At 58.8% G+C, this 21,149-nt stretch carries 17 protein-coding genes and 2 pseudogenes; 12 read left to right on the plus strand and 7 right to left on the minus strand.

Annotation, left to right across the window (positions count from 1 at the left end; translation table 11 throughout):
• A partial coding sequence (locus tag ACW9IR_RS22635; RefSeq protein ID WP_457465163.1) for a hypothetical protein occupies positions 1 to 284 on the minus strand: 284 nt, incomplete at its 3' end.
• On the opposite strand from ACW9IR_RS22635, the gene ACW9IR_RS22640 reads away from it, so the two are divergent.
• From ACW9IR_RS22640 to ligD, 5 genes are all read left to right on the plus strand, one after another.
• Positions 258 to 3,254, plus strand: a complete 2,997-nt coding sequence (locus ACW9IR_RS22640) for a toxin VasX (RefSeq protein WP_457465164.1) — start codon at positions 258 to 260, stop codon at positions 3,252 to 3,254. The two genes, ACW9IR_RS22635 and ACW9IR_RS22640, sit on opposite strands and share 27 nt — an antisense overlap.
• A 355-nt stretch (positions 3,255 to 3,609) precedes the next feature.
• Positions 3,610 to 4,353: a hypothetical protein gene (locus ACW9IR_RS22645; RefSeq protein WP_258014295.1), complete on the plus strand. Its 744-nt coding sequence runs from the start codon at positions 3,610 to 3,612 to the stop codon at positions 4,351 to 4,353.
• A 146-nt stretch (positions 4,354 to 4,499) separates the two neighbouring features.
• Positions 4,500 to 5,876: an iron-containing redox enzyme family protein gene (locus ACW9IR_RS22650; protein WP_457465165.1), complete on the plus strand. Its 1,377-nt coding sequence runs from the start codon at positions 4,500 to 4,502 to the stop codon at positions 5,874 to 5,876.
• Positions 5,877 to 5,887: 11 nt separating this feature from the next.
• Complete coding sequence (locus tag ACW9IR_RS22655; RefSeq protein ID WP_457465166.1) at positions 5,888 to 6,841, plus strand: methyltransferase; 954 nt, start codon at positions 5,888 to 5,890, stop codon at positions 6,839 to 6,841.
• 17 nt (positions 6,842 to 6,858) lie between these two features.
• Positions 6,859 to 9,450 (plus strand): DNA ligase D, encoded by a 2,592-nt coding sequence (ligD, locus tag ACW9IR_RS22660; RefSeq protein WP_457465167.1) that lies wholly within the window; start codon positions 6,859 to 6,861, stop codon positions 9,448 to 9,450.
• Here the strand turns inward: ligD and ACW9IR_RS22665 are convergent, their stop codons facing one another.
• From ACW9IR_RS22665 to sodC, 3 genes are all read right to left on the minus strand, one after another.
• Entirely contained in the window at positions 9,451 to 9,852 is a 402-nt protein-coding gene (locus ACW9IR_RS22665) for a hypothetical protein (RefSeq protein WP_180988189.1), read from the minus strand. It abuts the gene before it with no gap.
• An 80-nt stretch (positions 9,853 to 9,932) separates the two neighbouring features.
• Positions 9,933 to 10,247 (minus strand): DUF2388 domain-containing protein, encoded by a 315-nt coding sequence (locus ACW9IR_RS22670; RefSeq protein ID WP_102902741.1) that lies wholly within the window; start codon positions 10,245 to 10,247, stop codon positions 9,933 to 9,935.
• Between the two features lie 159 nt (positions 10,248 to 10,406).
• Positions 10,407 to 10,928, minus strand: a complete 522-nt coding sequence (gene sodC / locus ACW9IR_RS22675; protein WP_457465168.1) for a superoxide dismutase [Cu-Zn] SodC — start codon at positions 10,926 to 10,928, stop codon at positions 10,407 to 10,409.
• A gap of 244 nt (positions 10,929 to 11,172) precedes the next feature.
• Here sodC and ACW9IR_RS22680 point away from each other — a divergent pair.
• A pseudogene (locus ACW9IR_RS22680) lies at positions 11,173 to 11,928 on the plus strand (MCP four helix bundle domain-containing protein); the annotation flags it as partial.
• 132 nt (positions 11,929 to 12,060) lie between these two features.
• Entirely contained in the window at positions 12,061 to 12,786 is a 726-nt protein-coding gene (locus tag ACW9IR_RS22685; RefSeq protein ID WP_371850956.1) for a methyl-accepting chemotaxis protein, read from the plus strand.
• Between the two features lie 178 nt (positions 12,787 to 12,964).
• Here the strand turns inward: ACW9IR_RS22685 and ACW9IR_RS22690 are convergent, their stop codons facing one another.
• On the minus strand, positions 12,965 to 13,396 hold the full coding sequence (locus ACW9IR_RS22690) for a nuclear transport factor 2 family protein (RefSeq protein WP_457465169.1): 432 nt from the start codon (positions 13,394 to 13,396) through the stop codon (positions 12,965 to 12,967).
• A 522-nt stretch (positions 13,397 to 13,918) separates the two neighbouring features.
• Here ACW9IR_RS22690 and mqo point away from each other — a divergent pair.
• Positions 13,919 to 15,565 carry a malate dehydrogenase (quinone) gene (gene mqo, locus ACW9IR_RS22695; protein WP_102902737.1) on the plus strand — a complete coding sequence of 549 codons (1,647 nt, stop codon included), beginning with the start codon at positions 13,919 to 13,921 and terminating at the stop codon, positions 15,563 to 15,565.
• Positions 15,566 to 15,729: 164 nt separating this feature from the next.
• Here mqo and ACW9IR_RS22700 read toward each other — a convergent pair whose 3' ends face one another.
• Positions 15,730 to 16,161 carry a nuclear transport factor 2 family protein gene (locus ACW9IR_RS22700; RefSeq protein WP_102902736.1) on the minus strand — a complete coding sequence of 144 codons (432 nt, stop codon included), beginning with the start codon at positions 16,159 to 16,161 and terminating at the stop codon, positions 15,730 to 15,732.
• 377 nt (positions 16,162 to 16,538) lie between these two features.
• On the opposite strand from ACW9IR_RS22700, the pseudogene ACW9IR_RS22705 reads away from it, so the two are divergent.
• Positions 16,539 to 16,832: pseudogene (locus ACW9IR_RS22705) on the plus strand (NUDIX hydrolase); the annotation flags it as partial.
• Positions 16,833 to 17,015: 183 nt separating this feature from the next.
• On the opposite strand, the gene ACW9IR_RS22710 reads toward ACW9IR_RS22705, so the two are convergent.
• On the minus strand, positions 17,016 to 17,207 hold the full coding sequence (locus tag ACW9IR_RS22710; RefSeq protein ID WP_457465170.1) for a hypothetical protein: 192 nt from the start codon (positions 17,205 to 17,207) through the stop codon (positions 17,016 to 17,018).
• 290 nt (positions 17,208 to 17,497) lie between these two features.
• Here ACW9IR_RS22710 and ACW9IR_RS22715 point away from each other — a divergent pair, with 290 nt between their 5' ends.
• From ACW9IR_RS22715 to ACW9IR_RS22725, 3 genes are all read left to right on the plus strand, one after another.
• Entirely contained in the window at positions 17,498 to 18,994 is a 1,497-nt protein-coding gene (locus ACW9IR_RS22715) for a helix-turn-helix transcriptional regulator (RefSeq protein ID WP_110720502.1), read from the plus strand.
• Positions 18,995 to 19,130: 136 nt separating this feature from the next.
• On the plus strand, positions 19,131 to 19,388 hold the full coding sequence (locus tag ACW9IR_RS22720) for a DUF1652 domain-containing protein (protein ID WP_102902733.1): 258 nt from the start codon (positions 19,131 to 19,133) through the stop codon (positions 19,386 to 19,388).
• Between the two features lie 1,102 nt (positions 19,389 to 20,490).
• Positions 20,491 to 21,084, plus strand: coding sequence for a trimeric intracellular cation channel family protein (locus ACW9IR_RS22725; protein ID WP_457465171.1), 594 nt, complete (start codon positions 20,491 to 20,493; stop codon positions 21,082 to 21,084).
• Positions 21,085 to 21,149: the final 65 nt, after the last annotated feature.

Below are 21,149 nucleotides of genomic sequence, written 5' to 3' on the forward strand. Positions count from 1 at the left end.
CGGCGTTGATCTTTTCCCGCAAGAGCACGCTGTACGTGACCTTTGCCGAAGTGCAACTGAGTGCTGCTAAATGCCGGCAGGTGCTGGACAGCACGGAAGAGCGCGAGTACTTCATGCAGGCAGTCGATCTGGGGCCGGTCAATTGCCTGGTTGGCGGCGAGCACTTGTTGACCGTCGAGCAGACCCGGCAATGGTTGGCGGAAGTGGCGACGGGTGCTGAACTGATTGCCGAAACCGATGCGACGCGGATGCCGGCGGTGCAGGTCAGCGACGCCCCCGAACATGAGCGCGAACCGTATCTGTGGGAACAACCGCGACGCTTTCGCGAGGCACACATCGGCGAGTTTCTCGGCCGGGTGCGCGGGCCGTATCAGGACGACACGCTGTTTCTGCTGGTCAATGATGACCTGGGCGTGATGCGTGATCTGGCCGAGTATCAGGACTCCGTGGTCGGCTGGGTCGAAGAGTGGAGCAACAGCGGCAACAACGAACGTGATTATCTGCTGGCCAGTTACATCGAGTCTCTGAGCCAGCTTGGCAGCGCAGATTTCGACAGTCTGGCCAAGGCCAGTGACGATCCGCGAGCCAAGGCTTTTTATGCCGAGCTGGAGCAACTGCCCGAACCGGATCGGGAAAATACGCGCAAGGCGTTGCTTGAGTATTTGAACAAGGGCGGCAAGGTTGAGCCCGCTTCTGCGGAGGCAACGCCAGAGCTTTCGCAACTTCGCGAAAAAGCCCTCGACGATTCGCTGGCGCTGAACCGGTTTGACGGCGTCGCCCCGGATTTCACCGCGCATGGCCGCGTCACCGCCGAGGCGGATCGACGTTTTTATACACGTGAGTATTTCGCCGAAGTCGCCCCGGCCGATTTCGTCGACCGGCACCTTTCGACACTGGTCGACCTCGGCAAGAATCAGGACCGGCGCATGCGCGACGTGCTCGACGGCCCGTTCCTTAGCGGCAAACGCGGGGTCAACGACCTGATCGACCGCCCGGCCATGGACGAAGTCCTCAACCGTCACCGCGACAACCTCGGCCGTTGGAACCGCGTGCTCGAACGCATCACCGCCGACCGCACGCAACTGCTGCTCGCGGGACGCTTCCACCGCGCGGCGTGGTACTTCGACGCACAAGTGGCGGCGCAGATTGGCCAGGCCCTCAGCACCGAATACGCCTGCCTCAAGGACCTGTGCCGCAGCGACACGGCCAGCGAAGAGATGCTCGGCTATCTGGAGCTGCATCCAGAACTGACCCGCACGCTGTTCTACACCTTGCCGCTGCGCCTGCAATTGGAGCAGAGCGGGCAATACTCAACGCTGTTCAACGCCGGCATGGCGATGTTCAACAACCTGCCGGACTGGCTGGCGAAACTGAAGAAGATCGAACAACCGCAACTGCCGGCCCTCGACGAACTGCCCGAACACACCCGCATCGTCGCGGCAGCCGTGCGGGACACCTACAGCCCGGCGCTGAACCTGGGTCTGAACCGCGTACTGGAAGGTTTCGACCTCTCTGGCGAAAAAATCCCCGAGCTGGATGAACTGTTCCAGCGCCTGCCCAAAGGTTTGAAGTTGCGGCTGTTCGACGCCGCCAGAACCAGCGGTGTGACCTTCACCGTCGCCAGCCCGGCGGAACAGACCGCGTTGCAAGGCGCGATCAAGGAAGTGCTCAGAGAACGCGAATACCTGAAAACCCTCAACCGCGAACGCAACCAGATCACCCACAACAAAAACCGCCAGGGCCATAAAACAGCGCGGGCGGTGGAGTTGCAGGAAGAGATTGTGCGGGTGCGAGCGCAATTGGCGCTGTTCGAAGGGCGACTGGCAGCGGCGTTGAGCCCGATTGAAGAACTGCCGGATCGCTCGGCGCGGCTGTACGGCGCAACGCCTGCAAGAGCAGGGATGACAGTGGTGTTTCCGCCGGCGCAACAGGGGGAGTTAAGGAGTTTGTTGGGGAATATTCGGATGGGCGTGATTGGGGTATCGACGGGGAGTTTGGTGAGGACGGAGGGGATGGGGTTGGTGGTGGTTTTGGTGCAGGTGGTGAATTTGGTGGGGGCTATTAAAGAACTGACCAAACAGACCAAAAACAAGCGGGTGTGGGCCCCAATTTACGGTGCATTGGCGAGTACTGGGGCTGCGGGGTTCACAGCGGCTCAGAGTCTCGCTGATACAGCAATGAAAGCTCGTAGCGCTGCGCTTATTGCTGCGCTTCAATCCCATGCCATGCAGCACTTATATGTACACATGGGAAAGGCGCACGTAGGACTAGGCTTTTTAAACTACTTCTTAGGTTTAGTGGCTTCCACAAGCAGTCTTCTCACGCAAAACAGTAACTGGCAGCAGGCCACTCGAAGTGGAAATCGAGCGGCAATGAGTAGTGCAGCGCTTGGTACATTCGGCGCAGGTGGAATGGTGACGGTAAACGCCTATGGTTTGAGTAACACTGCCCACGCCACGTTCAAGGTATTAACTGCACCGAATCGTACAGCGCGAACTGCTGCTTGGGCTGCCGCAGGCACACGTCTGTCTACTGTATTTTTCCGTTTCAATCTAGCGGGGGCGCTGTTCACCGTGCTGGAACTAGGCGGCACCTGGCTATTCAACCGCTATAACCTCAACGCTCATGATAAATGGCTGAAAATCACGCCTTGGAGCCGGGATACGGAAATGCGCGGTGACCACTCCCTGGAGGACTATCAAAGTTATCTGGCCTTTCTGATCCACGCGCCTTATGCGCAACTTGGCCCAAATCCGTACGACTCCTGGTTGAAAAACCTTTTGTTCAAAGCCAAGCCCAGCGATATCCATCTAGTGCTCCCCAGACTTACGCTGAGTGATCTGCTGCCTCCGCTTGGCGGTAAGTCGACACATCGCCTAGGCATCGGCGCTTACCGAATTTCCATGCCATTACACAATCAAGGAGCGCCACGAGAACGCAAGGATGTAATCAGCGATGAGGTCGCTAGTAGCTTGCGCATCGTCAAGTCATCACCAGAGGGGTTGGTGCTTTGTCTTCAGTACCCGGTGGATCCCGATTCTGAATTCACTCCAGCAAAAGAAACGCTAGAGCTGGCAGTTTGCGTCCAAAAATTGAACGACAAAGGCGAGTGGGCGTCGAGAACCCATGTGATACATCTGGATCCGAAGGGGGATGGTCATTTTTCAGTGGTTGCTCCTGAGTTAGTAAAAGAAAAACCACCGGTTTTACTTGTTGAGACCCAGTTTTTAGAGCAGGCCGATCATGCCGAATAATCTCGTTCAGCCAATAGGTATGCCACAGGCTGAACAACAACGGAAAGCAGGCGACATCGAACCGTTCTCAAGTGGAAAAGTTACTTATCTCGCTCCGCTGCCCCTACCAACTCAGATGCCACCATACGGCCCACATATAGGTGAACTGAATGATGGTTACATGGACTTTGGGTTGGGTTCACCGCAAGTCTTTTCATGGCAGGTCGTATTGGGTGGGCCATTGAGTGGCACTTTCATGGCCGCCTGTTTGTTCCCTCTCATCGGCGGTTTCATTTTCCTTTTATTTGGCATGGGATGGGATGACGTCTCTCACGCCATAGTGGGACTTTTTCACGAGGCTTACGGAGTATCTTTAATGGCAGGCTTTCTAAGCCTCTTCATAGGCCTTGCCGTCTGGCACCACAACCACAAAAAACGCGCCTCAATCATCCCAACCCGCTTCAACCGCCAACGCCGTGAAGTCTGCTTCATGCCCGAAGGCGCCACAGACCCCGTCTTCGTCCCATGGGAATCGCTCTCTGCCTGGATCATCGAAGCCCAAGGCGTGACCCAATACGGCATCCACCGCCAATACGGCATGGGCATCGGTTTCTACCAAGGCGAAACCCTTACCAGCCTCGAATTCCCCTGCGCCGGCCTGCCCCTCGCCATCAGCCACTGGGAGGCCATTCGCGGTTACATGGAATACGAAGTCAACGACCTCAAATCCATCCAGGACCTGCAAGACCTCCAAGGCCCTGACGACCCGACCCACGAAGGCCTGCACACCTTTCGCAACGCCCGCGCACGCATGCATCAGCAGATCCGCGAGGGTACACGAACAAGGCTGTCGGGCTTCTTCTGGTACCTCTACCACGTCATGACCCTGTGGACGATTCCCAATCACCTCGTCGAATGGGAAGTGCGCCGTCTCGAAAGAATCGGCAAACAGGCACTGCCCGACGTCATGCGTGAATGGTCGGAACCGCTGCCGCAAGACCAATGGGCCAAACCGAGCGAGGAGCTGCTACGGCTGAGCGAACAAGTACGGCAAATGCAAAAACGCCAGCCACATCGACCGATCACCGAGATTTTCGCGCAGGTGCAACGCGGCAGGTGAATCAGTGGGCTTGGCGCGCACCGGGGCAGGAACTCACCGTCCGTCCGGGCATTTTTCACGTCGATTGAATTTTTCGCAGGCGCTGCCTCTCTGCTGCTGTAGAGGCGTGTGGAACAGCGTCCTGCCAACCGACCGAGAACTTTGCCATGACTGTCCTGACACACCTGCAGGCTGCGCCTGCCCAACCGCATCTTATGAATGCCGCCGGGAACATCCGGCAGGTCTATGAAGCGTTGTTGCGTGAGGACAATCCCCTCGACCTTGCGCGGGCGTTTTTGCAGGAGCAACTGCAACATGCCGCGCAACTTGCCGACTCTCTGCCCGAAGATCCCACGACCTGGCACGCCTGGGTGGCCGAACATTGCGCCGATGTCGCCCGGCAATATGCCGACTATCTGCAGCAGCGCAAGGCCGGCGGGCCTCGGCAATTTTTCCGTGACAAGGCGCAGGCGCTGTATTTCCTGCAAGCGGTGGCACCGACCAAACTGGTCGACGGTGCCTGGCTTTATGGTCTGTTGCCGCGCTGGCAGGACCCGCGTTTCCAGGGCCTGCTGCGGACATTTCTGGAAGAACTGGGCGAAGGTAATCCAGCGCAAAACCACGTGGTCATCTACCGCAAACTCCTCGCCGAGCATGACTTGCAGGACAGCAGTGCGATCGCTGATGAGCGCTACCTGCAAGGCGCAATACAACTGGCCCTCGGTGTCTGTGGCGCTGATTACTTGCCCGAGGTGATCGGCTACAACCTCGGCTATGAACAACTGCCGTTGCACCTGTTGATCAGCAGTTATGAACTCAGTGAACTGGGTATCGATCCGTACTATTTCACCCTGCATGTAACCATCGACAATGCCAGCACCGGCCATGCGCAAAAAGCCGTGCAGGCGGCGCTCGATCTGCTGCCGCTTGAAGCCGATCGCACCGAGTTTCTGCGCCGGGTCGCGCTGGGCTATCGGCTCAACGATCTGGGGCAGGGCAGTCGCGCGATCATTGAAGGTTTTGACCTTGAGCACGAGTTGCTGGCGATGCTTGAGCGCAAGTGCCCATTCGCCCAACACATGCACTCCGATTACTGCCGCTTCGAAGGGCAGACCGTCAATCAGTGGCTGGCTGCACCGGAGCAATTGCCCGGTTTTCTTCAGGCGCTGCAGAACAAAGGCTGGATCAAACGCCACGAAGACCCGCAGGCCAGTCGCTTTTGGCAACTGATCGCGGGCGACGGTGCGGCGATGTTCGGCGTGTTCAATGCCTACGAAAAACAACTGGTGCACGACTGGATCGCTGGCGACTGGACGCCGTCGGATAAAGCAAAACCTGTTCGGCGGCACAGTCACCCCGCAGCGCCCATCGAAGGGCTTGAACAGGATCCCGACGTGCAGACGCTCAACGCCGCGCTGCAAGGTCAGGATGCCTTTGCGCAAATGGCGATTCTGATCCCTTGGCTCGCCCCGGCCCGCCATGCACATCCGGCCGGGCTGCTCGCCACCCGGCGTTTTATCGAACTCAAATCCCGTTTGCCTTAAGGACCTTGCCGATGAATCAGGAAGAACAACTCTGCCCCAACGACCTCGTGCTGCTGCAACTGGGCCGGCGCTTGTTGGCAGACGGATATCGGTTCGTCACGCCGACGCCGTTGACCCATCAAAGGGTCAACCAGCGTGATGAGGGCCAGATGGCCGACTCTTTGCGCGACGTGTTCGGCTGGTCGCGTCCATTCGCGCCGGGGTTGTTGTCGGCCGACGAACAGCGGCAACTGCAAGACGCACAGGTCATTGATAATTACGAAGGTCAGCTGAAGAGTCGCGTGCGCTGGTCAAGCCTGGATGATTTGTTGTTCGTGCATTCGGCATTCCCCACCGAGGCGGCGGATGCGGTTTTTTTCGGCCCCGACACCTACCGTTTTGCGCAACTGATCCACGCCCATCTGCAGCAAAACTTCGCGCCGATCCTTCGCGCGGTAGATATCGGCTGTGGGGCTGGCGTCGGTGCAATCGTGATCGGCCGTGCCCGTCGTGAAGCACAAGTGCTGGCGCTGGACATCAACCCTGCAGCGCTGCGTCTGACTGCGATCAATGCGGCACTGGCGGAAGTCGCCAATGTTGAAGTGCGCGCCAGTGATCTGTTGCAGGGTGTCGACGGCGAGTTTGACCTGATCGTCGCGAACCCACCGTACATGGCCGATCCGGCAGAGCGTGCCTATCGCCACGGTGGCGGCACGCTGGGGGCAGGGCTGTCGCTGCGCATCGTCGAGCAGGCGCTGAATCGGCTGGCACCTGGCGGCTCGTTGCTGCTTTATACCGGCGTGGCGATGGTCGACGGTCGCGATCCGTTCCTCGACACCGTGTTACCGCGACTCGATGAAAAACGCTTCGGCTGGACGTACCGCGAACTCGATCCGGATGTCTTCGGCGAGGAGCTACTCAACCCCGGTTATCAACGGGTCGACCGGATCGCCGTGGTGGCGTTGACCGTGACCCGGATTGGCTGAAGCAAGGCAGGTGCGCGATGAGCAGAAACCTTGACGACTACAACCGCATGCGCGACTTCTCGGCGACGTCCGAGCCGGCCGCCGTCAAGCGCTCCGGGCGTAAAGCCGTCACGGATCACGCGTTGCAGTTCTGTATCCAGAAGCACGACGCTTCGCACCTGCATTACGACTTTCGTCTGGAACTCGACGGCGCGCTAAAGAGCTGGGCGGTGCCGAAAGGGCCGTCGCTCGACCCCAAGGTCAAGCGTCTGGCGGTGCACGTCGAGGATCATCCGCTGGATTACGCGACGTTCGAGGGCAGCATCCCCGAAGGGCATTACGGTGCTGGCGATGTGATCGTCTGGGATCGCGGTGTGTGGATTCCGCTGGAAGATCCGCACAAGGCCTACGCCAAGGGCAAGCTCAAGTTTGAGCTGCAAGGCGAAAAGCTCGGCGGCATCTGGAATCTGGTGCGCACGCACATGCCGGGCAAGAAGGAGAACTGGTTTCTGATCAAACATCAGGACAGCGCCGCTCGCCCGCAAGATGATTACGATGTGTTGGTCGCCGAGCCGGACAGCGTGCTGAGCGAGCGAACCCTTGTAACCAAGCCCAAGTTAGCCGCGGAGCAAAGCAAACCGCCGAAAAAGGCCGCGGCCAAGGCGCGCAAGCAAGCGATCGGCAAGCTAACCGGCGCGCACAAGGCGAAACTGCCAGCACAACTCAAGCCGGAGCTGGCCACGCTGGTCGATAGCGCACCCGAAGGGCAGTGGAGCTACGAGATCAAATTCGATGGCTACCGGATCATGGCGCGAATTGATCATGATCAGGTGCAACTGTTCACCCGCAACGGTCACGACTGGACGCACAAGTTGCCGCAACAGGCCGCAGCCCTGGCGGCGCTGGGATTGGAATCGGCGTGGCTGGACGGGGAAATGGTCGTCGCCAACGAGCACGGCGTGCCGGACTTTCAGGCCCTGCAAAATGCTTTTGAAGCTGAGAGCAGCAGCAACATTCTCTACTACCTGTTCGATTTGCCTTATCTCAACGGCGTTGATCTGCGCGAAGTGCCGGTCGAGGAACGTCGCGCGGCGCTGGCCACGGTGCTCGGCAGCCATGAACAACCGTTGCTGCGCTTCTCCGAAGCCTTCGACGAAACCCCGGATGCACTGCTCAACAGCGCCTGCCAGATGCAGATGGAAGGCCTGATCGGCAAACGTCTCGGCTCTCCCTATGTGTCGCGGCGCAGCGGCGACTGGATCAAGCTCAAGTGCAAGCATCGTCAGGAGTTCGTGATCGTTGGTTACACCGATCCGAAAGGTTCGCGCAGTGCCTTCGGTGCATTGCTGTTGGGGCTGCACGATCGCGACAGTGGCGAATTACGCTACGCCGGCAAGGTCGGCACCGGTTTCAACGAGTCGACGTTGAAAAGCATTCTGGCCCAACTCAAACCGTTGCAGGTGAAGAAGCCGGCGGTGGTCAATCCACCCAGCGGGTTTGAAGTCAAAGGTGTGCACTGGCTCAAGCCGAAACTGCTGGCAGAAGTCGCATTTGCCGAAATGACCAAGGACGGTTCGGTGCGCCACGCCGTGTTCCATGGCTTGCGCGACGACAAACCGGCCAAGGGCATCACAGAGGAGCGAGCGAAACCGGTGAAGACTGCAGAGAAGAAAACCGCCGCGAAAAAAACCACGGAAAAAGCCCCGGCGAGCAAAGCCGACACCGCGCCGTCGCAACTCGGACTGGCCACCGGCAAGGTGCGCATCACCCACCCGGATCGTGTGATCGACGCGGTCAGTGGCACCACCAAAATGCAACTGGCCGAGTATTACGCCAGCGTCGCCGAGTGGATTCTGCCGCAACTCAAGGAGCGGCCGGTGGCGCTGGTACGCGCCCCGGACGGCATCGGCGGCGAGTTGTTCTTCCAAAAGAACGCCGAACGTCTGGCGATCCCCGGCATCACCACACTGGACAAGGACGTCACCGGGCAACCGGTGATGCTGATCAACAACGCCGAAGCGTTGATTGGCGCGGTGCAGATGAGCACCGTCGAACTGCACACCTGGAACGCCACCACGGTCGATCTGGACAAGCCCGATCGCTTCGTCCTCGACCTTGACCCGGATCCGGCATTGCCGTGGAAAAGCATGGTCGAAGCGACGGCGCTGACCTTGACCGTGCTCGATGAGCTGGGCCTCAAAGCGTTTCTCAAAACCAGTGGCGGCAAGGGCATCCACCTGGTGGTGCCGCTGACCCGCAAACTTGGCTGGGACGAGGTCAAGGATTTCAGCCACGCCATCGTCAGTCATATCGCCAAGCTGTTGCCGGACCGCTTTTCGGCGGTGTCCGGGCCGAAAAACCGCGTCGGGCGGATCTTTATCGATTACCTGCGCAACGGTCTGGGCGCCACCACCATTTGCGCCTATGCGGCGCGCACCCGCGAAGGGCTGCCGGTGTCGGTGCCGCTGTTTCGTGAAGAGGTCGCCGAAATCAAGGGCGGCAATCAGTGGAATGTGCACAACGTGCATGAGCGGCTGGCGGAGGTTGGCGACGAGCCATGGGCCGATATGAAGAAAACCCGCCAGAGCATCACGGCCGAGATGCGCAAACGGCTCGGTCTGAAAAAATGATCAGGTGTCGCGTAGCAAGTCGTGGGCGTTGAGCAGTTCGAAGGCGATTTCCGGGTGGTTTTCCAGTCCGCGGCGGATGGCGGCTGGAATCGCTGCGCGGGTCTTGCGGCACAGGCCCGGTAACTCGTCGATCTGAATGGCAATGCCGCGCATGGTGCGAACTTCGTTGAAACCGGGGGCGACTTCCACACGAATGCCCAACTGTTCGTACATGCGCTTCTGCAAGTGTTCGAGGTCAGCGAGGTCTTTGAGTTTTTCCAGCCGCGCGAGCAAGATTTTTTCTTCTTCGCGAGTCAGACGGAGGATGCGCAAATCCGCGCCGGGCATCTCCAGCAACGGATCGCGCCCGCAAATGCAGGCGCCGGGCGGGCAGGGGGAGCGCAAGGGCGCAGAAGTCGTCATGGCCTCCATCATAGAGGCCGTCGGACAGTTTTGCCTATTCGCCTTCAGCGGCCATCCATCGGCTGCCTTGTCCGTGATGGCTACTGATTCAGGCCTTCGTAATGCACCAGAATCGCATTGGCGAGGTCTTCATCACTGGCGTTGAGGCCAGGGTTGTTCTGGCGCACCTGTTGCAGTACCGATTCAAGATAAACCCCACGAATGGCCCCGCCACTGGCGACAAATGCAGACAAGTCGTCACGGGCCGGAATCACCATTTTGTGATCCTTGAAGGTCGAGTACAGCGACGCGGAGACACCGGCCGAGGTGGCGACATCTCCGGCATCGACTTTGGCCAGAGCGGAACCCACGGGCAGGCATAAGAGTAAAGAAGAAATGAGCACTAACTTGCGCATGACGGTGTTCCTCCACAAGCGCGAAGCAAAAAGGGAAGGATTACATAATGTGAGAGGGGCGCACGCGGCGGGAGTTCCGTGGAGCGGGAAAGTCTGCGTTATTGCGAGACAGACGCGGGCAACGCCATGGCGGGTTGCCCGGGTTTATGTCATGAGGGTTCAGATCACCCCGCACGCCATGCGATCACCGCCACCGCCCAGCGGTTTGGGCATGTCGGCGTGGTTGTCGCCGCCGGCGTGAATCATCAGCGCGTGGCCCTTCACCTCGGAGATCTTTTTCAGGCGCGGCGCCAGTACCGGGTAATTGGCGACGCCGTCAGCCGTCACGTAGACCGCCGGCAGGTCACCCAAATGGCCGTCAGCGTAAGGGCCGAGGTGTTTGCCGGTTTTCTGCGGGTCGAAATGACCGCCAGCTGCCAGCGCAGCACCTTTCACGCCATCCTTCATGCCAGCCTCGCAGCTGCCGTTTTCATGCACGTGGAAGCCATGCACGCCGGCCGGCAAGGATTTCAGTTCGGGCGTGAACAACAGGCCATAGGCGGTTTCACTGATAGTGACCGAGCCGATCGCCTGCGGCGCGCCGTCAGCGCTGACCAGATTGATGGCGACTTTTTCCGTCGCCGCGTGTGCGGTACCGATGGCGAACGTGCCGAGCAAACCCAACCACAATGCGCGTTTCATAGCGTTTCCTTTTGCTGCATGAGAATTCAGAACGACGGACTCAATAGCCTGCCGGCATTAACCGGCGATGAAAGCGTTGGCCGTGCGCGTTGAAAAGTGAGACTTGCCGCGCAATCCGAAAGTTTTGCTGCCTTTGGCCCGCATGCCGACACCTGCTGACACGCTCTGGCGCGGCAGACCCGTGCAAATAGGCTTAACTGAAGGCTGACAAGCGCTTACGGGCGTAACGAGAGAGGAAAATCCGGTGTCGATCAAACTGCGTTTAGTGTTGCTGATTGTGACAAGTCTGCTGACGGCGTTGATCGTGAGTCTCGTCAGTTACGTCGGCAACCAGCGGATGGCCTCGGCGGTCAGCGATAACGCGGTCAGCATGAGCGCGCTGCGCAACCATATGGAAGCCGACATGATGCACGACGCCCTGCGTGCCGATGTCTACTCGGCGATGCTGGTCGGGCTAGGCAAAAGCACCAGTACGGCGGGCGAGGTGCGTGATTCGATCAACGAACATGCCGGGCATTTTCGCGAGGTGCTTGAAGACAACCTCAAGTTGCCGATCAACCCGACATTGCGCACCGCGCTGGAGCAGATCAAGCCGAGTCTCGATACCTACATCAACACCGGTGAGCGGATCGTCGGGTTGGCGCTGGATAATCCTGATGCTGCTCAGCAGGAACTGGGCACCTTCAACACGGCGTTTGGTCAGCTTGAAGAGCAGATGGCCGCTTTGAGCGAACTGATCGAGTCCAATACCCGGCAGACCAGCGCAGGCACTGAAGCGGCGATCAGCAATGCCAACGTCGCGCTCGGCGTGGTGTTGCTCGCCAGTCTTGTGCTGCTTTTGGCACAGGGTCGCTGGGTCATTCTGAGCATCATGGGACCATTGAAAACCGCCAGTCGCATCGCCGAGAGCATCGCCCACGGCAATCTCAGCGAACCGATCACCGAGCCGTCCGGCAAGGATGAAGCCAGTGTCCTGATCCGCACACTGGCGACCATGCAGCGCGATTTGCGCAACATGATCGACGTGGTGCGGCGCAACGCGCACGGCGTCAGTGGCATGAGCGAGCAACTCAGCCAAGGCTGCCATCAGGTCGCCGATAGCAGCCAGCAACAAAGCGTGGCTGCCGGCACCATGGCCGCAGCCGCCAGCCAGATGACCGCGAGCATCGAGGAAATCACTCGCCACGCCGAACGTGCCCTGAGCATGGCCAGTCAAGCCGAAACCCTGGCCAAGGAGGGCGGTGGGGTCATTCATCAAGTGGTCAGCGATATGGACGATATCGCCCGATCAGCACAACAGTCGGCCCAGGTGATCCGCACGCTGGATCAGGAATCCGAAGCCATTTTCAACATCATTCAGGTGATCAAGAGCATCGCCGACCAGACCAATCTGCTGGCGCTCAATGCTGCCATTGAAGCGGCCCGGGCCGGAGAACAGGGCAGGGGGTTTGCAGTGGTGGCTGACGAAGTGCGCAGTCTGGCGGCACGCACCAGCGCCTCGACCCAGGAAATCGCCGCGATGGTCGCGCGCATTCAGCACAGTACCCGCGAGGCGGTCAGCAGCATGGAGGCTGGGGTGGCGCAGGTCGACAAGGGCATGGCGGTGACGGCGGATGTCGAGCGCGCTATTCGCGAGATACTTGAGGCGACGTTGAGCACGACACAACTGGTCAACGACATCACCCGCACGATTGGCGAGCAGAGCCAGGCCAGTAACGAGATTGCCCATCAGGTGGAAATGATTGCCGGCATGTCCGAGGGCAATAGCCGGGTGATCGGGCAAACGGCGAATACCACCGATGAGTTGTCGAGCCTGGCGGGGCAGTTGGCGCAGTCGGTGGATCGGTTTCGATTGTGATAGCGATTGGAACAATTGCACTTGTGGTGTCTGAATTGGCCTCATCGCTGGCAAGCCAGCTCCCACAATGGGCGGTGGTGTAAACACAATTGCATTTACAACATCGAACCCTGTGGGAGCGGGCTTGCCCGCGATGAGGCCAGCCCGGTCAATATTCATTCAGGCTAGATAGCTCCCCTCAAAACTTGAACGCCTGCCGCCCCACCAGCAACCACTTGCCCTCCTGCTTCTGCCAGATCTGAAAGTTCTCGATCTCGGTCGGCACCACCTCGGTCCCCTTCAACGCCTGTGCGGAAAAGTGGTGGCGCACCAGCGCGGTATCGCCGGACAGGGTGATGGTCTGGTTTTGCATTTCCAGGGTCTTGAACGCGCTCTTGCCGGTTTCGATATCGGCGATGAATTCCTTCTTGTCCTGAATCTTGCCGCTGGAGTGGCCGTAAGTCAGGTTGGGCGCGGTGAGCGCGTTCAGTTCGGCGATGTCCTTGTGCAGCATCGCCTGGGTCAGATGGTCCACCGCTTGGGCGACATCTTTTTCCGCCGGGGCCGATGCGGCCATGGCGTAACCGTTGAAGGCACAGAGAAAGCCGATCAGCAGTCGGGTCTTGGTCATTGAGGTTGTTTCCTTGTTGTTATGGGGTTGACGACTTGTTTGTCAGTCGTCGTACAACCTAGCAGATAATTCCTGAGTAAGGCACTGCCGAAAAGCACTCAATCGCTGGGCAACTACACTTGAATGCTGGATGGTTTGAGTCGGCGCACTCATCAGAGGGTCATGTTCGGCGACTGGCGGCCGATAAGTCCCTGAGCGGAAAAAGACTCTCAAGTCGGGAACAGACGCGCGGGTTTGCCCTGACGTGATATTCTTCGCGCCAACTTGGTTTGACCTTATTCAGTTTGCTTGCCTCTGGGCGGGCCGACGGAATCCCTGTCGCTCAAGTAGCTGAGCCAATAATGATAAGAAGTCAGTTCAGAAGGGACATTAACTGAGGTCGATGCAGCATGTCGGCCTTGTGTGCCCACCCGTCAAAATTGAAGTATGCCGGAATCTGCGACGCTAGCCTGAGCGTCATCAAAGCGGATCGCATACAGATAACAGCGGCGGGCGGAAGGCGTTTTATCATAGGTGCAACAGATGTTTAAAAAAGTGAACACAGCCCTGCTGGGTCTGGCCTTGGCGATGGGGATGACATCCGCCAATGCTGACGAAGCAAAGAAAGTCGACGTCCTGCTGATCGGCGGCGGCATCATGAGCACCACCTTGGGTGTGTGGATCAATGAGCTGGAGCCAAGCTGGTCGATGGAAATGGTCGAGCGCCTCGACGGCGTCGCCCTGGAAAGCTCCAACGGCTGGAACAACGCCGGTACCGGTCACTCGGCGCTCGCTGAGCTGAACTACACCCCGGAAGACGACAAAGGCAACGTAACGATCCCGAAAGCCGTCGAGATCAACGAAGCGTTCCAGGTCTCCCGTCAGTTCTGGGCCTGGCAGGTTCAGCAAGGCGTTCTGAAGAACCCTCGCTCGTTCATCAACACCACTCCGCACATGAGCTTCGTGTGGGGCGATGACAACATCAAGTTCCTGAAAAAGCGCTACGAAGCCCTGCAAGCGAGCCCGCTGTTCGCCGGCATGCAGTACTCCGAAGACCCGGCTGTGATCAAGAAGTGGGTCCCGCTGATGATGGAAGGGCGTGACCCGAACCAGAAAATCGCGGCCACCTGGAGCCCGCTGGGTACCGACATGAACTTCGGCGAAATCACCCGCCAGTTCGCCACGTACCTGCAGACCAAGCCTAACTTCGATCTGAAACTGTCGAGCGAAGTGCAGGACATCACCAAGAATGCCGACGGCACTTGGCGCGTCAGCTACAAAAACCTGAAAGACGGCACTAAAACCGAAACCGACGCCAAGTTCGTCTTCATCGGCGCGGGCGGCGGTGCACTGCACCTGCTGCAGAAGTCGGGCATTCCTGAAGCCAAGGAATACGCTGGCTTCCCGGTAGGCGGCTCGTTCCTGGTGACCGATAACCCGGCCATCGCTGAACAGCACCTGGCCAAGGCCTACGGTAAAGCGTCGGTTGGCGCGCCACCGATGTCCGTTCCGCACCTGGACACCCGTGTTCTGGACGGTAAGCGCGTTATCCTGTTTGGCCCATTCGCGACCTTCAGCACCAAGTTCCTGAAAGAAGGTTCGTACCTGGACCTGCTGACCAGCACCACCACCCACAACATCTGGCCTATGACCAAGGTCGGCATCAAGGAATACCCGCTGGTCGAGTACCTTGCTGGCCAACTGATGCTGTCGGATGAAGACCGTCTGAACGCGCTGAAGGAATACTTCCCGAACGCCAAAGCCGAAGACTGGCGCCTGTGGCAAGCCGGCCAACGCGTGCAAATCATCAAGCGTGATGAAGCCGCTGGCGGCGTGCTGAAACTGGGCACCGAAATCGTTGCTGCACAAGACGGCTCCATCGCCGGCCTGCTGGGCGCATCGCCAGGCGCGTCGACCGCTGCTCCGATCATGCTGAGCGTGCTGCAAAAAGTCTTCAAAGACAAAGTCGCAACGCCTGAGTGGCAGTCCAAGCTGCACCAGATCGTTCCAAGCTACGGCACTCAGCTGAACAGCGATCCAGCCAAAGTGGCTGCAGAATGGGCTTACACCGCCAAGATCCTCGAACTGCCGACACCTCCAGTGATCGGTCAGGTGGCTGCTCCGGCCGCACCTGCAGCTGAAAAAGCTGAAGCTCCGAAGGAAAACGCTGCACGTGACATGGCGCTGTAACCAGACGCCTGACACACAAAGCCCACTGAACCGGCGACGGTCAGTGGGCTTTTTTGTGGCAAAGAGTTATGTAGGAGCTGTCGAGTGAAACGAGGCTGCGATCTGTTGATCTTGATCTTGCTTTTGAAAGATCAAGATCAACAGATCGCAGCCTGCGGCAGCTCCTACATAGCTTTGGCAGACGCCAGATAAGCGCCGAGGCGCCGTCCCATTTCCTCGCCCAACGCCTGCAATCCGCTCAGCGGCCGCACCATCACCTCAAACTCGACAATCTTGCCGTTCTCGTCAAAGCGAATCATGTCGATGCCTTTCAGCTCTTTCGTCCCGACCTTGGCGCTGAACTCCAGAATCACATTCAACCCGTCAGCAGTCGCCAGTTCACGGTGATATTTGAAATCCTCAAACACGTCGAACACTGTGTTCAGGATCATCGATACCACCGGCGCGCCGGGGTAAGGCGTATGCGCCATTGGCGAACGGAACACGGCATTTGTATCAAGCAATTGGGGCAGGGCGCTCAAATTTCCCGTGCGGATCATTTCGTGCCATTGCTTCAGGGATTCGGCGACGTTGGCTTGCAGGTTCAGGTCAGTCATGTTCACTCCGCGATGTTGTTGGTCTTCTGGCGTCGGCAATGACTCTAGATCAATCTCGGCGAAAGGTAACCATTGTGCGTTTACCTGAATATCGGCCCATGGCCGGTGCAGATCAGATGCGCATCTGATCTGTATTTTTTCGTCTTATCTGACGCTGTTACCGGTGCAGCCAAACGCTCAAAATGCCCCGGCAGTGCGGTCACTCTCGACAGTTCTTCATTCCGAAGCGTTCAGTGCACCGCAAACCCGGCATTGAGGAGAGCAACATGAACAAGATGGCGATTTTCCTGGGTGGCTTTCTGGCACTGACCATTCTGATTGGCTTGCTCGCGACGATTTCCCCGGTCTGAGATTCGGGCGCAAGGTGATGTCGGGGAGTAGTGCACGAAGTGCAGGAGGAGTTGGACCTGTCCATGACTGACGTGCGCCTGCTCGGCACACTCGAAAGCCTCTTCGTCTACAACGGCAAGCCGGGACACGAAATTGTTCAGGTGTATGACGCCAGGTTTGTCGACGCGGGCGTATACGCCCATGCGCAGATTCACGGACATGAAAGCGACGGCGCGCCGTTCACCGTGCGTTGGCATGCCAGCTCAAGCTTCAGCGAGCAGGCGCCGCTGGTGCCGAAAGGTTTGCTCGATCTACTGAAGAATGCCGGATTGCTGGTTTGAGAACCGGCGATGGACCAGTTCATCGGGCCGCCGGAGCGAAGTTGGCAATTGCGGCCCAAGCGATGACGGTGTCTGTACTGGCCTCTTCGCGAGCAGGCTCTCTCCCACAGTGATTGTGGGTGAACACACTTTGTGATCGGCCGCAAACCCTGTGGGAGCGAACCTGCTTGCGATAGCAAAATGTCAGTCACCGCTGTTTTGACGGCGTTCGACGCCGTCCGGAATGCCGATGTCCAGCAACCTTCTTTCCACCAAAACATTTTCCAGCGCCTGGCGCTCGACCGGCTTCATTTGGTGTTCGCGCTTTTTCAGCTCCAGCAGAATCGGGCTGGACCAGGTGCGGTAGGTCTGTTCGATGTTGCGACGCGACGTCATCAGTCTCTCCTTGATCAAGAGCCCGATATTGCGGGCAGGGGCTCAATCCGATGAGGTATTAACGTTAGACGACAAAGCTTGAAATCGCGAATGCACCGCGATCCCTGTAGGAGTGAGCCTGCTCGCGATAGCGGTGTGTCATTCAACGGATCTGCTGACTGACACACCGCTATCGCGAGCAGGCGAAGGCCTACAAAGGGATTTGTGCAGTTGCGAACATTTATGCTCGGCACGATCAGAGGTGGCCGCGGTCGTACTCTTCACATGGGCGTATCACTTGTGGAGATCCAATGAGCCAGGAAGTCCTGACCACCGAAACCAACCGCCGCCAGTTGCAGCAGATCATCGCCGGGCTGTCCGACGGGGTGATTTTGCTGGAGCTGGATCAGAGCATTCTCTGGGCCAACGAAGCCGCGCTGGCCATGCACGGTGTCAAACGGATCACCGATCTGGGCCACAATGCCGACGAGTACGCCAAGAAGTTCCACCTGCGCTATCGCAACAATCACTCGATCACCGCCGAAAACTATCCGATCAGCCGGGTGGCGCGCTGTGAGAGTTTCAATGACGTGCTGATTGAAGTGTCACCGGCCGACGACCCGGAGCGCATTTGGGTGCACAGCGTGCGCAGCATGATTCTCACGGATCGCGAGGGGCAGCCCGAGTCGTTGGTGTTGATCATGAGTGACGTCACTGACTGGGCCAACGCCGAGCAGCGCTTCGAAAAGACCTTCAACGCCAATCCTGCGCCGGCGGTGATCTGTCGCCTCAGCGATTTGCGGTACATCAAGGTCAATCCCGGATTTCTCGAGATGACCGGCTATACGCGTGAGCAGGTGATCGGTACCTCGGCTTATGAAATCGACATCTTCGAGCAGGCCGAAAAAAAAGATCTGGCGATCCAGCGTCTGCGCGACGTCGCGACCATTCCGCAGATGCAGGCCGAATTGCGCCTGCCCGATGGCGGCAGCAAGCAAGTGATCGTCGCCGGCCAGCCGCTGACGCTCAACGATGAGGATTGCATGCTGTTTTCCTTCGTCGACATGGAGCTGCGGCACAAGGCGGAAGTGGCGTTGCGTCAGAGTGAGGAGCGTTTTGCCAAGGCGTTTCGCCTGACGCCGGTGCCGATCCTGATCTGCAGTGCCGACGAACAGCAGGTGATCGACGTTAATCAGGCCTTTCTCGAAACGCTGGCCTACGACAGCGAAGACGTGCTCGGCAAAACCGTGACGCAACTGGATTTCATCGATGACAGCGGCGCACGTACGCGGTTGTTGGCCGCGCTTGAGAAAAACGGTCGGGTCGATCGGGTGGATGTGCGGGTGCGCAAGAAGGATGCGGACCTGCTCGAATGTGCGCTCTCGGCTGACACCGTGAATATTCAAGACACGTCCTGTTATTTGCTGGTGCTGATGGACATCACCGAGCGCAAACGCACTGAGCTGGAGCTGGTGGCGGCGATTGAGGAGGTGATGAAAGATGCTTCTTGGTTCAGCCGTACGTTGATCGAGAAGCTGGCGAATGTGAAGAAGGTCAACTCGCCGCAACTGCCCAGCGTGTCGTTCACCGATCTGACGGCGCGCGAGCGTGATGTGCTCGGGTTGATCTGCGAAGGGCTGGCGGACAAGGAGATCGCGGCGCGGCTGAAGCTGGCGCCGAACACCGTGCGTAATCATGTGGCGACGGTGTATTCCAAGCTGGATGTGCACAGTCGCAGCGAGGCGATTGTCTGGGCGCGGGAGCGTGGGTTGTTTGCCGGGGATTCGAGCATCAAGGGTCAGCGATAGGGTGCAAATGCACTAGTGGGTCTGGTGCAATTTGAGGTGTTGGCGGGCGGCGGCTGTTCTTAGTCTTGTGGGGTGCGGTGCAAGCCTTTTGGGTTTGTGGTCGCGTCCCTTCGAAGTAGCTAAAGGAACAACCGCAATGATGAATCTTGCGCAGTTGCGCGCGCAGCTTGAGCGCAGTTTTTCGCCGCTGGCGTGTGAGTGTCTGGTGGATGGTGATCATTCGCTGACAGTGAAGCTTTATCACCCGGTATCGGGTCAGGTGGATTTGGTGATCAGTGGGTTGAAGCTTGATGCGTTGCGTACGCCTGAGTCGGTCGAGGCTTTGATTGAAGAATTGCGGTATGAGTTGGAGAGCAATTCTTTGCGTTCTTTTCGGGATCCGGATTTGGTTTAGGGGCTTTTTTGGGGGTGGGCTTGGCGGCCTTTGGGCCGACCAGGCTCTTGGGGTTTTGGGTGTATATCCGTTGCTTCGGGGGGCTGCGGCTGGCGGTTCCGCTCTTACAGCGGGTCACTTTTTCAAACGCCAAAAAGTAACCAAAAGGCTGGGCCCCGGCGTTCGGCCCACTCGCTAAAGCTCGGGGTTCCTTCGTTCCGGGATCGATCCGGGGGCAGCGCCTACGGTTTGCTTCGCTGCACCTCCTCTCGCTGTGTTTGGCTTCGCCAAACGGTCGCTGCGCTCCCACCCCCGGATCAATCCCTCCACTCAGCCTGCCGAAGGGGCCAGCACGGCAAGATCAAGAGCTGCAGCCGAGCTAACGCTCATCCTGTTGAGTGGTGAAGGGCAAAGGCGATCGCTATCTGCTGTTGCTCTTCTGTGGGAGCGAGCCTGCTCGCGAAGGCGGCCTGGCAGCCGACCTGTTTTTTGCAGGTGTACTCAGTCCCACTGTAGGAGTGAGCCTGCTCGCGATGGCGGCCTGACAGCCGACCAATCTCTGCCAGGCACCAACCCCTGTGGGAGCTGGCTTGCCAGCGATGGCGGCCTTACAACCGGCTAATCCTTTGCTGGATGCACTCAATACCATTGTGGGAGCTGGCCTGCTGGCGATGGAGGTCTGACTGGCAAAGCGGGTCTGAGTCTGCCAACCCGCCCAAAATCTCAACGCAAAATCGACAGTCAAAATCACCACGCACGGCGGCTTTACTGGCGCTTGCAAGGCACTCGGCTATAAAGAATGAGTGGTCAGGTCTTCCGTGGTCGGTTGGGTCGCGGAAGTTGCTCTTCCATTCATCGCGGGTCGTCCTATGAACCATCCTGGGAAACGCGTGTTGCCGTTGGCTTTTTTTGCTGTGTTGTTGGCTGGTTGCGCGAGTCCTCCACCCCCTCCGCCAGTGACGCCACCGCCACCGCCGGAGCGCACGTGTCAGGTTCTCGAAAACACTGAAGTCGCCGGTGACATGTACGTCGACGGGCAGGTCACTCGACACATCACCACCACCCGTTGCGTCACGCAGTAGCGCCGGCGGGGCGTAAGTCCCGGGTTGAGCGGATTGTATTGGTGGCCGACCTGGCCGGTACTGCGGTGTTTGCCGTGGAAGGCGCCATTGCGGCGATGCGCAGTCAGCTCGACTTGCTCGGGGTGATGGTGATTGCGTTTATCGTCGCCCTCGGCGGCGGGGTCACCCGTGATCTGCTGATCGGTGCAACGCCACCCAATGCTGTGGCTGATTGGCGCTACCCGGCGCTGGCGTTTTTCATGGGTGGGCTGGCGTTTGTCTTCCATGAGCAAGTGATGGGTTGGTCCGGTTCGACGCTGATCGTGCTGGACGCGGCGGGGTTGGCGTTGTTTGCCGTGGCGGGTGCGCAGAAGGCGTTGAATTTCGGGATCACGCCGTTTGTGGCGATGCTGATGGGCACGATCACGGGGGTTGGCGGCGGGGTGATTCGCGACATTGTGCTGGCGCGGGTGCCGGTGGTGTTGCAGGCGGATTTGTATGCGAGTTCGGCGTTTGTTGGCGCGGCGGTGTTGATCGTTGCGCGCAGGCTGGGCGTTTCCCCGGTAGCGGCGGCGTTGCTGGCGGGGGCGGCGTGTTTGCTGTTGCGTTTGCTGTCGGTGCATTTCGGCTGGCAATTGCCGAAAGTCATCGCCTGATACACAACCCTTGTAGGAGTGAGCCTGCTCGCGATAGCGGTGTGTCAGTCAACATTTATGTATTT

The sequence above is a fragment of the Pseudomonas sp. SDT291_1_S447 genome, from assembly GCF_054070155.1.